This window comes from Pantoea latae (assembly GCF_002077695.1).
GTDB lineage: Bacteria > Pseudomonadota > Gammaproteobacteria > Enterobacterales > Enterobacteriaceae > Pantoea > Pantoea latae.
The window spans coordinates 105,204-118,672 of sequence record NZ_MWUE01000004.1; the positions used below are offsets into that span (position 1 = coordinate 105,204).

The 13,469-nt window shown below is 58.9% G+C and carries 11 protein-coding genes; 8 read left to right on the forward strand and 3 right to left on the reverse strand.

The features are described from left to right. Positions 1-169: 169 nt before the first annotated feature. Both B2J69_RS02005 and B2J69_RS24030 read right to left on the reverse strand, forming a co-directional pair. Positions 170-1,150 carry a glycosyltransferase family 2 protein gene (locus tag B2J69_RS02005; protein ID WP_081135761.1) on the reverse strand — a complete coding sequence of 327 codons (981 nt, stop codon included), beginning with the start codon at positions 1,148-1,150 and terminating at the stop codon, positions 170-172. 323 nt (positions 1,151-1,473) lie between these two features. Then, positions 1,474-1,620, reverse strand: a complete 147-nt coding sequence (locus B2J69_RS24030) for a hypothetical protein (protein ID WP_158083413.1) — start codon at positions 1,618-1,620, stop codon at positions 1,474-1,476. 303 nt (positions 1,621-1,923) lie between these two features. On the opposite strand from B2J69_RS24030, the gene ssuE reads away from it, so the two are divergent. From ssuE to ssuB, 5 genes are read left to right on the forward strand one after another with little or no spacing between them, the layout of a single operon-like run. Further along, complete coding sequence (gene ssuE / locus B2J69_RS02010; RefSeq protein ID WP_081135765.1) at positions 1,924-2,475, forward strand: NADPH-dependent FMN reductase; 552 nt, start codon at positions 1,924-1,926, stop codon at positions 2,473-2,475. A 15-nt stretch (positions 2,476-2,490) separates the two neighbouring features. After that, a complete protein-coding gene (locus B2J69_RS02015; RefSeq protein WP_081135769.1) occupies positions 2,491-3,438 on the forward strand; it encodes a sulfonate ABC transporter substrate-binding protein in 948 nt (315 codons plus the stop codon). A gap of 10 nt (positions 3,439-3,448) precedes the next feature. Further along, positions 3,449-4,594 (forward strand): FMNH2-dependent alkanesulfonate monooxygenase, encoded by a 1,146-nt coding sequence (gene ssuD, locus B2J69_RS02020; RefSeq protein ID WP_081135773.1) that lies wholly within the window; start codon positions 3,449-3,451, stop codon positions 4,592-4,594. A gap of 10 nt (positions 4,595-4,604) precedes the next feature. Beyond that, entirely contained in the window at positions 4,605-5,396 is a 792-nt protein-coding gene (gene ssuC / locus B2J69_RS02025) for an aliphatic sulfonate ABC transporter permease SsuC (protein ID WP_081135777.1), read from the forward strand. Beyond that, positions 5,393-6,181 (forward strand): aliphatic sulfonates ABC transporter ATP-binding protein, encoded by a 789-nt coding sequence (ssuB, locus tag B2J69_RS02030; protein WP_081135781.1) that lies wholly within the window; start codon positions 5,393-5,395, stop codon positions 6,179-6,181. The genes ssuC and ssuB overlap by 4 nt, the downstream gene beginning before the upstream one ends. 165 nt (positions 6,182-6,346) lie before the next feature. On the opposite strand, the gene pepN is transcribed toward ssuB, so the two are convergent. Further along, a complete protein-coding gene (gene pepN, locus B2J69_RS02035) occupies positions 6,347-8,962 on the reverse strand; it encodes an aminopeptidase N (protein ID WP_081135784.1) in 2,616 nt (871 codons plus the stop codon). A 241-nt stretch (positions 8,963-9,203) separates the two neighbouring features. On the opposite strand from pepN, the gene pncB reads away from it, so the two are divergent. From pncB to ompF, 3 genes are all read left to right on the forward strand, one after another. Then, complete coding sequence (gene pncB, locus B2J69_RS02040; RefSeq protein WP_081136355.1) at positions 9,204-10,409, forward strand: nicotinate phosphoribosyltransferase; 1,206 nt, start codon at positions 9,204-9,206, stop codon at positions 10,407-10,409. A 159-nt stretch (positions 10,410-10,568) separates the two neighbouring features. After that, positions 10,569-11,969, forward strand: coding sequence for an asparagine--tRNA ligase (gene asnS / locus B2J69_RS02045; protein WP_081135793.1), 1,401 nt, complete (start codon positions 10,569-10,571; stop codon positions 11,967-11,969). 301 nt (positions 11,970-12,270) lie between these two features. Beyond that, positions 12,271-13,377, forward strand: a complete 1,107-nt coding sequence (gene ompF / locus B2J69_RS02050) for a porin OmpF (RefSeq protein ID WP_081135797.1) — start codon at positions 12,271-12,273, stop codon at positions 13,375-13,377. The last annotated feature ends 92 nt before the right edge of the window (positions 13,378-13,469 follow it).

The window sequence follows — 13,469 nt, forward strand, 5'->3', positions numbered from 1 at the left end:
AAGCGTGGCATACATCCTCTGACCTGCCTACCAGACATAGTCTTAAATTTATCTCTGGCGCTGCGCGCCAGATTTAATCTGACATTTCGCGGATAAGTCGACCAGCGTCGACGCTTTATCCGCGAGCGAGTCCGTCAGGCTGGCAGGCGAGCCAGAATGCGTAAAAAGGTCAGGCGGCCTTTTTTAGCTCTTTTGTAACTTTATATTTTTGCAGCAGGATAAAAACGCGCGGGCGATTAATAAGCAGCCACTCTTTCGCGTTGGCGGGCTTGAACTGGCCGCCCATAAAGCGAATCGCATTAATCACATATTCTGGCACCGGCGTGCCGTTATAGAGCGACAAATAAATCATCAGGCGGAAAGAGTGCATTAAATAGGCTTTTTCCAGCGCGTTTTTCAGCGGCGACCGATCTAAATTATGCTTGAGTATGCCGTAGGTCTGCATAAAGGCGTTGTAGCGCTGGAGAAAATAGTCGTCGTTTTTGCGGCTATTGGTTAACGAGCCGCTGCGCACGCGCTGGCGATAGTAAACCTGCTGGCTAACCCAGGCGTGGCGCGCGTGAACAAATACCGACAGCGTAAATTTATGATCTTCATGCACGCGGTCGACAAAGCGCAGCTGATGCTGAGTGATGATGCTTTTTTTCACCGCGTAGTTCCAGGCGGCGGAGGTATAGGAGCCGTTATTCAGCAGGCGCGCCAGCACCTCCTGCGGCGAATGCAGGCCGAACTGCTCATGACGTACTTTGGGCCGGGTAACGCTCTGCTGGCCATCTTCGAACATCTGCGAACTGAAACAGAAGAGATCAACCTCGGGATGCGCGTCAGTCACCTGCTGCAGCTCGGCGAAAAAGCCGTCGGGCACGATGTCGTCGGGATCGCAGAAAAAGAGAAACTCGCCCTGCGCCGCCTCAATGCCGGTGTCGCGCGCTTTGCCCGCGCCGCCGTTGGGGGTGGTGATAATACGCACCTGTGGCAGATGGCCATATTGCTGCTGCACCAGCGCCAGGGTTCCGTCGGTAGAACTGTCGTTGACGATGATGATTTCATTCGGCGCGTCAATCTGACGCAACAAGGAGTCGACACATTCGACAATATAGTTTTCCACGTTATAAGTGGGAATAACGACTGATAATAGCGTCTTTGCCATACATCTTTCTCTGGGTCAATTAGAAGAAAAGGCATGAGCGTTACACAATTTTTAAAATTGTGTTAAAGCAATGCGCTAAAGAAATAACGAAGCTTAAACAACCAACCTCTCCATGGTGGATTAGTATAAGCAGAAGATTTTTTCTATTAACAGGGCCAGTGATTTATTCAGTCAGACCCTGCGCGCTTAACGTATCACTCTGAGTAAAGTATCTGATGAAAAGCGACGCTATTAGTTAACGCGGATTAACCTCTGCCGCGCGCATTGCCTCGCGGCTAACGGTAACAACCGTCATAAAACGTTGCACAGTGATGACGTTATTATCATCTTGTCGCGATTGTGACGCGCAAATAATGCGCCAGCAGATAGCGATATTCTGATAAACAGGCAGTGCGATGGCCATCGGCTGCGGCTTTTGCCGATGTAAATCGCCCGAATCTTAAACGCGGCATCAAAATAACTGGCTTCATATTTCCCTCTTTTCCTTCACGCCAGGACGTTCTCTTTTCTGCTTAACCTCCCCAATACTTTCACTGCTATTCATTTAGCCGTTATAAACTATCCCCCTGGATCTAACCCCGCCTTTTAAGATTATTCGTAACTCTGCCGCCGCTGCGCCTGCCACGGCTTTCATTAGCTATGCTGTGCTTTTTGCGGATTTTGCCTTTCCATTGCCAGATAAATCATTTAAGCCCTCCTCATCGCTCTGTCAGGATGTCTGCATCAGTTCTCAACAATAGCTAATCAATAACTTTCAGTTATAAGGAGTAACGATGCGAGTTATTACGCTAGCTGGCAGCCCGCGTTTCCCGTCACGTTCGACCTCGCTGCTGATCCTCTGCCAGCACGCGCTGGAAGCGCGCGGCGTTGAGGTTATCCCGTGGAATATTCAGAACTTTCAGCCGGACGACCTTATCAACGCGCGTTTTGATGCCCCCGCGCTGCTGGCGTTACGCGAGGATCTGCTCGCCGCCGACGGCGTCATCGTCGCGACGCCAGTCTATAAAGCCTCTTTTTCCGGCGCGCTGAAAACGCTGCTCGATTTGCTGCCGGAACGCGCACTGGAGCACAAAGTGGTCCTGCCGCTTGCCAGCGGCGGCAGCGTCGCCCATATGCTCGCGGTCGATTACGCCCTGAAGCCGGTGCTGAACGCCCTTAAGGCGCAGGAGATCCTGCACGGCGTATTCGCCGAAGATCACCAGATTACCCAGTACGATCGTCAACCGGAGCTGCAGCCGGCGCTGGCGCGCCGACTGGATGAAGCGGTCGAGGCGTTCTGGCTGGCGCTGACTCGCCATCACAAACCCCTGGCTCAGGCTGTATAAAAGGAAGCGACCGAGATGAAAAGGATGATCGGCTGGCTTCTCGCCGCCCTTGCCGTTGTTAGCCTGCAGACCCTGGCGGCGGACGCCCCCGCGCAGATCCGCATCGGCTACCAGAAAGGCTCCGTCAGCATGGTGCTGGCGAAATCGCATCGGCTGCTGGAGCAGCGTTTTCCTCATACCACTATCAAGTGGATTGAGTTTCCCGCCGGCCCGCAGATGCTGGAGGCGTTAAACGTCGACAGCATCGACCTGGGCAGCACCGGCGACATTCCGCCGCTGTTCGCCCAGGCGGCGGGCGCCGATCTGCTCTATGTCGGCTCAGAGCCGCCTAAACCGAAATCCGAGGTGATCCTGGTGGCGAAGAACAGCGCGCTGCACAGCGTCGCCGATCTGAAAGGGAAAAAGGTGGCGTTTCAGAAAGGCTCCAGCTCGCACAACCTGCTGCTGCGCGCCCTGCAGCGCGAAGGGCTGAGCTTTAAGGACATTCAGCCGGTTTATCTGACGCCTGCCGACGCGCGCGCCGCTTTCCAGCAGGGTGACGTGGACGCCTGGGCGATCTGGGATCCCTACTACTCCGCCGCGCAGCAGCAGGGCAACGTGCGCGTGCTGGCCGACGGCAGCCAGCTTAACCTGACCGGCTCTTTCTATCTGGCGACACGTTCGTTCGCCGAGCGCAACGGCGCCTTCGTTCAGCAGGTGCTGGACACCTTTAGCCAGGCGGATGCGCTGACGCTCAGCCAGCGCGAGCAGAGCATTGAACTGCTCGCCGCCGCGATGGGCCTGCCGAAGCCAGTGCTCGCCAGCTACCTCGATCATCGTCCGCCGACCCGCATTACGCCGGTCAGCGCGCAAACCGCAGCGGCGCAGCAGCATACCGCCGACCTGTTTTACGCCAGTCATCTGGTGCCGGTGAAACTGACGATCGCCGATCGCATCTGGCATCCCAGCGCCCCTCTTCAGTAAGGAGTGAATAATGAGCTTATCCGTATTCTGGTTTCTCCCGACGCACGGCGACGGACACTATCTCGGCACCTCGGAAGGGGCGCGTCCGGTCGACCACGGCTATCTGCAGCAGATTGCGCAGGCCGCTGACCGGCTGGGCTTCGGCGGCGTGCTGATCCCGACCGGCCGCTCCTGCGAAGACGCCTGGCTGGTCGCCGCCTCGCTGATCCCGGTGACGCAGCGCCTGCGCTTTCTGGTGGCGCTGCGCCCTGGCGTCATTTCGCCAACTCAGGCGGCACGTCAGGCGGCAACGCTGGATCGTCTCTCCAACGGTCGCGCGCTGTTCAACCTGGTGACCGGCGGCGATCCGGAAGAGCTGGCGGGCGACGGCGTGTTCCTCGATCATCATGAGCGCTATGTGGAGTCAGCGGAATTTACCCGCGTCTGGCGGCGCGTGCTGGAAGGGGAAACGGTCGACTACGACGGCAAGCACGTTAAGGTGCGCGGCGCGCGTCTGCTGTTCGATCCGGTGCAGCAGCCGCGACCGCCGCTCTGGTTCGGCGGCTCTTCCGAGCCAGCGCAGGAACTGGCCGCTGAGCAGGTCGACGTTTATCTCACCTGGGGCGAGCCGCCGGCGCTGGTGAAAGAGAAGATCGATCAGGTACGCGCAAAGGCGGAAGCGCAGGGACGCAAAGTGCGTTTCGGCATTCGCCTGCACGTGATCGTGCGCGAAACCAATGAGGAAGCCTGGCGCGCCGCCGATCGGCTGATCGCCCATCTCGACGACGCCACCATCGCCAAAGCGCAGGCGGCGTTCGCCCGCACCGACTCGGTGGGCCAGCAGCGCATGGCGGCGCTGCACAGCGGACGCCGCGACCAGCTGGAGATTAGCCCTAACCTGTGGGCGGGCGTCGGTCTGGTGCGCGGCGGCGCAGGCACCGCGCTGGTCGGCGACGGTCCGACGGTGGCCGCGCGCATGCAGGAGTATGCCGATCTCGGCATCGAAACCTTTATTCTCTCCGGCTATCCGCATCTGGAAGAGGCGTATCGCGTCGGCGAGCTGCTGTTCCCGCACCTGGATCTCAACGTGCCGTCTATCCCGCAACCGCGCGACGTGCAGGCGTTCGGCGAAACCGTCGCCAATGATTTCCGTCCGCAGAAAGTGTCGCAGAGCTGAGGAAAAAGAGATGGCGAAAACCTCTAAACGCATTGCCAACCAGCTGGTGCCCTGGGTTTTCCCGGCGCTGCTGGTGGTGGTCTGGCAGATCGCCTCCCAGACCGGGCTGCTGTCGACGCGCATTCTGCCGTCGCCGGAAAATATCGTGATCACCTTCTGGCATCTGGCGGCGAGCGGCGAGCTGTGGCAGCACCTCGCCATCAGCGGCTGGCGCGCGCTGATCGGCTTTAGCATCGGCGGCTCTATCGGGCTGATTCTGGGGCTGATCACCGGCACCTCGCGGCTGGGCGAACGGCTGCTGGATACCTCGGTGCAGATGCTGCGCAACGTGCCGCATCTGGCGCTGATCCCGCTGGTCATTCTCTGGTTCGGCATTGACGAAGCGGCGAAGATTTTTCTGGTGGCGCTCGGCACGCTGTTTCCTATCTATCTCAATACCTATCACGGCATTCGCAATATCGATCGCGGTCTGGTGGAGATGGCGCGCAGCTATGGTCTCTCTGGCTGGAGCCTGTTTATTCAGGTGATCCTGCCCGGCGCCCTGCCCTCGATTATGGTCGGCGTGCGTTTCGCGCTCGGCCTGATGTGGCTAACGCTGATTGTCGCCGAAACCATTTCCGCCAACTCGGGCATCGGCTATCTGGCGATGAACGCGCGTGAGTTTCTGCAAACCGACGTGGTGGTGGTTGCCATTATTCTTTACGCCCTGCTCGGCAAGCTGGCGGACGTCGCCGCGCTGCTGCTGGAGCGCGTCTGGCTGCGCTGGCATCCGGCCTATCAACTGAAGGAGGAGAACGCATGAGCACTTCACTCTCTCCGGCGCGGCTGAATGCCGGCACGCCGGTCGGCGTCAACGGCGTCAGCAAGCAGTACGGCAGCCGCACCATCCTGAATAATATCGATCTGCATATTCCTTCCGGCCAGTTCGTGGCGGTGGTCGGCCGCAGCGGCTGCGGCAAGAGTACGCTGCTGCGTCTGCTGGCAGGTCTGGAGCAGACCACGCAGGGCGAACTGCTGGCGGGCAACGCGCCGCTGCAGACGGCGCGCGACGATACGCGCCTGATGTTTCAGGACGCGCGTCTGCTGCCGTGGAAGCGGGTGATCGACAACGTTGGTCTCGGCCTGAAGGGACGCGCATGGCGCAGCGCGGCGCTCGAGGCGCTGGAGGCGGTCGGGCTGGCGGAGCGCGCCAGCGAATGGCCCGCCGCGCTTTCCGGCGGTCAAAAGCAGCGCGTGGCGCTGGCGCGCGCGCTGATCCACCGTCCAGGCCTGCTGCTGCTCGACGAGCCGCTTGGCGCGCTGGATGCGCTGACGCGTATCGAGATGCAGGGCTTAATCGAGTCGCTATGGCAGCAGCATCACTTTACCGTGCTGCTGGTGACGCACGACGTCAGCGAAGCCGTGGCGATGGCGGATCGGGTGCTGCTAATTGAAGAGGGGCAGATTGGGCTGGATTTAATGGTCGACCTGCCGCGTCCGCGGCGGCGCGGCTCGGCCCGGCTGCCGGAGCTGGAGGCGGAAGTGCTGGACCGCGTGATGCGCCGCAGCGAAAGCGAGCAGCCGGTGCGCTACGCCCACCAGCGCTAAAAATATTTGCGGTAACACCGGGTTCAGATGCCCACGCGGGTAGCAGTGACCGATCGCAAAGTCCATTGCATCCTTGCGCGGGACGCTTTGCTCTCCGGTCTCTGCTACCCGCGTGTTATACTTTTCTGCGGCCTGTAAGGCGGGAATATTTCCCGCCTTTGCCGTTTAGGCGTTCAGCGCGCGGGTGATCTTCTCATAGAGATCGCCCGACAGCTTATCCAGCCCCTGCAGCGTCTCCAGCGCCTGACGCATCAGCGCCTGACGGTCGGCGTCGTAGCGCTTCAGGCGGATCAGCGGCTCAATCATGCGCGCCGCCACCTGCGGGTTACGGGTATTAAGATCGGTCAGCATCTCCACCAGGAACTGATAGCCGCTGCCGTCTTTGGCGTGGAACGCCGCCGGGTTGCCAGAAACGAAAGCGCCAATCAGCGCACGGATGCGGTTGGGGTTGCTCATGGTGAACGAGCGGTGATGCAGCAGCTCGCGCACCTTTTGCAGGGCGTCGGGCGACGGGCTGGTCGCCTGCAGCATCAGCCACTTATCCATCACCAGACCATCACGATGCCAGCGCTCGTCGTAGTGCGCCAGCAGCGCGCCGCGACACGGCAGCTGCGCCGCCACTGACGCCGCCAGCGCCGCCAGCGCGTCCGTCATATTGTTCGCCTGGTGATACTGCGTCTGCACCAGCTTATCCGCCAGCGCGGTTTCGCCGAACGCCAGATAGCTCAGACAGATATTCTTCAGCGCGCGCTGCCCCATCGCCTCATGCTCGATACGGTATTCCCCTTGCTGATTCGCGTTGTACACGGCGAAGAACTCATCCGCCAGCTCGGTGGCCAGCGTGCGCACCAGCGCCTCACGCACCACTGAAATCGCCAGCGGATCGATCACGTCGAACAGCTCGGCGATCTCGTTCTCACTCGGCAGCGTCAGGATCAGCGCGGTCAGCGCCGGATCGCGCCCGTCGTCCAGCAGCACCGCGCGGAAGGCGTCGGCAACGTGCAGCGGCAGCGACAGCGGCTGGCCCTGCTGATGGCGCGCCACGTTAAGACGGATATAGGTCGCCAGCAGGCTCTGCGCCGCATCCCAGCGCGCAAAGTCATTGCGCGCGTGGCGCATCAGGAAGGTGAGCTGAGCGTCGCTCCACTTATAGTCGAGCTTCACCGGCGCGGAGAATTCACGCAGCAGCGACGGCACCGGCTGGAAATAGACGTTGTCGAAAATAAAGGTCTGGAACTCCTCGGTCACGTTCAGCACGTGATGCACCGGATGCCCGTTGTGCTGCAGCGGGATCACCTTGCCTTCGTTGTCATACAGCTCGATATCGAGCGGAATATGCAGCGGCAGCTTCTCTTTCTGATCGGCGGTGGGCGGCGTGTGCTGGGTAACGTGCAGCGTGTACTGCTCCAGCTCGGGGTTATAGTCGTCGCGCACCGACAGCACCGGCGTGCCGCTCTGGCTGTACCAGCGGCGGAACTGCGACAGATCGACACTGGAGGCGTCTTCCATCGCCTGCACGAAATCGTCGCAGGTCGCCGCGCTGCCGTCGTGGCGCTCAAAGTAGAGCTGCATACCTTTCTGGAAGTTCTCTTCACCGAGCAGCGTATGCATCATGCGGATCACTTCCGATCCCTTTTCGTAAACGGTCAGGGTATAGAAGTTATTCATCTCCATCACCTGATCCGGGCGGATCGGGTGCGCCATCGGGCTGGCGTCTTCGGCAAACTGCGCGCCGCGCATCACGCGGACGTTGTCGATGCGGTTGACCGCACGCGAGCCGAGATCGGAGCTGAACTCCTGATCGCGGAACACCGTCAGCCCCTCTTTCAGGCTGAGCTGGAACCAGTCGCGGCAGGTGACGCGGTTCCCGGTCCAGTTATGGAAATATTCGTGGCCGATCACCGCCTCGATGCCGAGGTAGTCTTTGTCGGTGGCGGTCTCCGCCTTCGCCAGCACGTATTTAGAGTTAAAGACGTTCAGGCCTTTATTCTCCATCGCGCCCATATTGAAGAAGTCGACGGCGACAATCATAAAGATGTCGAGGTCGTACTCCAGGCCGAAGCGCTCTTCATCCCACTTCATGCTGTTTTTCAGCGAGGTCATCGCCCAGTCGGCGCGATCCAGATTGCCGCGGTCGACGAAGATCTCCAGCGCCACGTCGCGCCCGGAGCGGGTTTTGAAGCTGTCGCGCAGCACGTCGAAATCGCCCGCCACCAGCGCAAAGAGGTAGCAGGGTTTTGGGAAGGGATCCTGCCATTTCACCCAGTGTTTGCCCTGCTCCGCTTTGCCGCCGTCGATGCGGTTGCCGTTAGAGAGCAGATAGGGGTAGCGCGCCTCGTCGGCGATAATGGTGGTGGTGAAGCGCGCCAGCACGTCCGGGCGATCGAGATACCAGGTAATATGACGGAAGCCTTCGGCTTCACACTGGGTGCAGAGCGCCTCGCCTGACTGATAGAGTCCTTCCAGCGCGGTGTTTTTATCGGGATGGATATCGTTGACAATCTTCAGCTCAAACTGCGCCGGCAGCTGGCTCAGCACCAGCGCGCCCGCTTCCTGGCGATAGTGGCTCCAGGGCGAGCCATCCACCTCCAGGGCGATCAGGGTTAACGCTTCGCCATCGAGACGCAGCTCAGCCTGCGCATCGCCGAGTCGTTTCACCTGGCTAACGGCGGTGACGCGCGTCGCGGCGGCGTCGAGCGCAAAGGTCAGATCGATATCGGTGATGGTGTAATCCGGCGCACGATAGTCGTGGCGATATTTGATGTGGGGCTGTTGCGTCATATTCCGTCTCGCATTGTTATAGGTTTACCGCCAAAGTCTAAGCGCGTTGCCTTTAGCTTGCCATGCACAATGCATGTCGCGGCATAAATAGCTACAATTCATTAACAACGGCACGATTTAACCTCGACCTGCGGGCTTGAAATATGCTGTGATCGGTCGCAGTTACTGATTTATACTCCTGCGTCTTTATGACTTTTACACACCGGGCTCTGCGCCGCCGAACAGGATGCTGAAACGCACCATGACAGGACATGCTTCCCCGATACTGACTTCCCTGCTGGATACTGACGCCTACAAGCTTCATATGCAGCAAGCCGTTTTTCACCGTTATCACGACGTTACGGTGGCGGCTGAGTTTCGCTGCCGCGGCGACGATCTGCTCGGTCTCTACGCGAATGAGATCCGCGAGGCCATCAATGCCATGCAGACGCTGGCGCTGACCGATGACGAATACAGCTATCTCTCTGGCCTGCCCTTCTTCCAGTCCGACTACCTTAACTGGCTGCGCGATTTTCGTTATAACCCCGAACAGGTGCAGGTGCGCAACCGCGACGGCCATCTCGCTATCCGCATCACCGGGCCGTGGCGCGAGGTGATTCTGTGGGAGGTGCCGCTGCTGGCGCTGATCAGCGAAGTGGTGCATCGCTACCGCTCGCCGCAGGCTGGCGCGCAGCAGGCGGTCGACCATCTGCAGCAGAAGCTGGAAACCTTTCGCCGCGACGTTGCCGACATCGATATGTCGCGCTTTCGCCTGATGGATTTCGGCACCCGCCGCCGTTTCTCGCACGAGGTGCAGCACGCCATCGTTTCGACGCTGAAGCAGGATTTCCCCTGGCTGATCGGCACCAGCAACTACGATCTGGCGCGCCGCCTGGCGTTAACCCCGGTCGGCACCCAGGCGCACGAGTGGTTTCAGGCGTTTCAGCAGATCAGTCCGGTGCTGGCCAACAGCCAGCGCGCGGCGCTGCAGGCGTGGCTCGACGAGTATGACGATCAGCTCGGCATTGCCCTGACCGACTGCATCGCGATGGACGCCTTTCTGCGCGACTTCGGCGTCAATTTCGCCAGCCGCTATCAGGGGCTGCGCCACGACTCCGGCGATCCGGTTGAATGGGGAGAAAAGGCGCTTGCTCACTATGAAAAACTGGGCATCGATCCGCACAGCAAAACGCTGGTGTTCTCCGACAACCTCAACCTGGACAAGGCGCTGGCGCTCTATCGCCACTTCGGCCAGCGCACCAACGTGGTTTTCGGCATCGGCACGCGCCTGACCTGCGATATTCCCGGCGTCACGCCGCTCAATATCGTGATTAAACTGGTGGAGTGCAACGGCAAGCCGGTGGCGAAACTCTCCGACAGCCCCGGCAAAACCATCTGTCAGGATCAGGCCTTCGTCAGAGCCCTGCGTAAAGCCTTTGATTTACCGCTGGTGAAAAAAGCCAGCTAATCCTCGCGTTATCGGGGCGTTGACGCGCCCCGCTCTCTCTGTAATAAATCTGCCGTCCCGCCGGATTTTGCTTGTTTCCTTGCGACTCGCAAGTAACATAGCAACACCCCTTTCCGGGGGAATTATGTCAACTCACTTCTTCTATATAGAGAGATATTTATGAGCGTAGTGCCTGTAGCGGACGTACTGCACGGTCGCGTCGCGGTGGACAGCGAAGTCACCGTACGTGGTTGGGTGCGTACCCGAAGAGATTCAAAAGCCGGTCTTTCCTTCGTCGCCGTTTATGACGGTTCCTGCTTTAATCCCGTTCAGGCCGTTGTGAATAGTTCTCTGAATAATTATCAGGACGAGGTTCTGCACCTGACCACCGGCTGCTCGGTGATTGTTACCGGCACCGTGGTGGCTTCGCCGGGCCAGGGCCAGGCGTTTGAGATTCAGGCGACCCGCGTGGAGGTCACCGGCTGGGTGGACGATCCCGACACCTATCCGATGGCGGCGAAGCGTCACAGCATCGAATACCTGCGCGAAGTGGCGCACCTGCGTCCGCGCACCAACCTGATCGGCGCCGTGGCGCGCGTGCGCCACACGCTGGCGCAGGCGCTGCATCGCTTCTTCCACGAGAACGGCTATTTCTGGGTCTCGACGCCGCTGATCACCGCCTCGGACACCGAAGGTGCCGGCGAGATGTTCCGCGTCTCGACGCTGGATCTGGAAAACCTGCCGCGCACGCCGCAGGGCGCGGTTGATTTCAATGAAGACTTTTTCGGCAAAGAGGCGTTCCTGACCGTATCCGGCCAGCTGAACGGCGAAACCTACGCCTGCGCCCTGTCGAAAATCTACACCTTCGGCCCGACCTTCCGCGCGGAAAACTCCAACACCAGCCGTCACCTGGCGGAGTTCTGGATGCTGGAGCCGGAAATCGCCTTCGCCACGCTCGATGACGCCGCCGCGCTCGCCGAAGCGATGCTGAAATATGTGTTTAAAGCGGTGCTGGACGAACGCGCCGACGATATGGCGTTCTTTGCCGAGCGCGTGGATAAAGAGGCGGTCGAGCGTCTGCAGCGCTTTATCTCCACCGATTTTGCGCAGGTCGACTACACCGACGCCATCACCATTCTGGAAAACTGCGGTCAGAGCTTTGAAAACCCGGTCTCCTGGGGCATCGACCTCTCCTCCGAGCATGAGCGCTACCTGGCCGAGCAGCACTTTAAAGCGCCGGTGGTGGTGAAAAACTACCCGAAAGACATTAAGGCGTTCTATATGCGCCTTAACGAAGACAACAAAACCGTGGCGGCGATGGACGTGCTGGCGCCGGGCATCGGCGAAATTATCGGCGGCTCCCAGCGTGAAGAGCGTCTCGACGTGCTGGACGCGCGTCTGGAAGAGATGGGCCTGAACAAAGAAGATTACTGGTGGTATCGCGATCTGCGTCGCTACGGCACCGTGCCGCATTCTGGCTTTGGTTTAGGCTTTGAACGTTTAATCGCCTATGTCACCGGCGTACAAAATGTAAGGGACGTTATCCCTTTCCCACGCACCCCGCGCAACGCGAGTTTCTAAAATACTCTATTAATTATAAGAAATTCATATATATAAAGAGGTCGGCCCTGCCGGCCTTTTTTTATTTTTGTAAATTTTGAGTTCTCTCACAAAGTTCCCCAATATTTACATCCTGTAATACAAATTTTCTTTTAGAAACCAGATTACGAGTTTAGTAGCATTTTCAGTGTGGCATATCCTGCTGTGGGATGGAAAGATGCGTGCAGACACAGGAAGACACCAAACTTCTCTCAGGGTTCCGTAACGGTTTCTTGACGGCAGTGGCAGGTGTCCGAATAAACTCCAATGAGGGTAATAAATAATGATGAAGCGCAACATTCTTGCAGTGGTTATCCCTGCTCTGTTAGCTGCCGGCGCAGCAAACGCAGCAGAAATTTATAATAAAGACGGCAACAAGCTGGACCTGTACGGCAAAGCTGTTGGTCTGCACTATTTTTCTGATAATGACGGCAACGATGGCGACAACACTTACGTTCGCTTCGGCTTCAAGGGTGAAACTCAGATTAACGACCAGCTGACCGGTTACGGCCAGTGGGAATACAACGTTCAGGCGAACAACTCTGAAAGTTCTACTGACGCACAGGACGGCAACCGCACCCGTCTGGGCTTCGCCGGTCTGAAATTCGGCGACGCTGGCTCAATCGACTACGGTCGTAACTACGGCGTAGTTTATGACGCCATCGGCTGGACCGATATGCTGCCAGAATTCGGCGGCGACTCTGGCTACTCAGACAACTTCATGAACGGTCGTAGCACCGGCCTGCTGACCTACCGCAACAAAAACTTCTTCGGCCTGGTTGATGGCTGGGACTTCGCGGCGCAGTATCAGGGCAAAAACGACCGTGACGAAATTCGCCGCGCGAACGGCGACGGCTGGGGCCTGTCAACCTCCTACACCTCGCCAATCGGCCTGGGTGTTGTAGGCGCCTACAGCAGCAGCGACCGCACCGACAGCCAGGCGGCTGGCGTGGCTGACGGCACCGGCAACGTAGTAGGCCAGGGCAAACGCGCTGAAAACTGGGGCACCGCGGTTAAATATGACGCCAACAATGTCTACCTGGCGGCTTACTACGGTGAAACCCGTAACTCTACGCCGTTCACTCTGACCACCACTACTGGCAACACCACTGCGTTCGCCAACAAAGCGCAGAACATCGAGCTGGTTGCACAGTATCAGTTCGACTTCGGTCTGCGTCCGTCTATCGCCTACGTGCAGTCTAAAGGCAAAGACATCGAAGGCGTGGGCGATGCTGACCTGGTCAAATACATCGACGTGGGCGCAACCTACTACTTCAACAAAAACATGTCGACCTATGTTGACTATCAGATCAACCAGCTGGACGACAACAACCGCCTGGGTCTGAACACCGACGACACCGTAGCAGTAGGCCTGGTTTACCAGTTCTAAGTTACCTGTCGCAAAAAAACGGAGCTTCGGCTCCGTTTTTTTATGCCTGAAATCTGCGCCGCCACGGCGCGCTTCCGTTCGCAGCCATCAGC

What these genes read in the sequence shown, in the direction of transcription:
- B2J69_RS02005 (WP_081135761.1), bottom strand. Translation starts at nt 1,150, where the DNA reads ATGGCAAAGACGCTATTATCAGTCGTTATTCCCACTTATAACGTGGAA.
- B2J69_RS24030 (WP_158083413.1), bottom strand. Translation starts at nt 1,620, where the DNA reads ATGAAGCCAGTTATTTTGATGCCGCGTTTAAGATTCGGGCGATTTACA.
- ssuE (WP_081135765.1), top strand. Translation starts at nt 1,924, where the DNA reads ATGCGAGTTATTACGCTAGCTGGCAGCCCGCGTTTCCCGTCACGTTCG.
- B2J69_RS02015 (WP_081135769.1), top strand. Translation starts at nt 2,491, where the DNA reads ATGAAAAGGATGATCGGCTGGCTTCTCGCCGCCCTTGCCGTTGTTAGC.
- ssuD (WP_081135773.1), top strand. Translation starts at nt 3,449, where the DNA reads ATGAGCTTATCCGTATTCTGGTTTCTCCCGACGCACGGCGACGGACAC.
- ssuC (WP_081135777.1), top strand. Translation starts at nt 4,605, where the DNA reads ATGGCGAAAACCTCTAAACGCATTGCCAACCAGCTGGTGCCCTGGGTT.
- ssuB (WP_081135781.1), top strand. Translation starts at nt 5,393, where the DNA reads ATGAGCACTTCACTCTCTCCGGCGCGGCTGAATGCCGGCACGCCGGTC.
- pepN (WP_081135784.1), bottom strand. Translation starts at nt 8,962, where the DNA reads ATGACGCAACAGCCCCACATCAAATATCGCCACGACTATCGTGCGCCG.
- pncB (WP_081136355.1), top strand. Translation starts at nt 9,204, where the DNA reads ATGACAGGACATGCTTCCCCGATACTGACTTCCCTGCTGGATACTGAC.
- asnS (WP_081135793.1), top strand. Translation starts at nt 10,569, where the DNA reads ATGAGCGTAGTGCCTGTAGCGGACGTACTGCACGGTCGCGTCGCGGTG.
- ompF (WP_081135797.1), top strand. Translation starts at nt 12,271, where the DNA reads ATGATGAAGCGCAACATTCTTGCAGTGGTTATCCCTGCTCTGTTAGCT.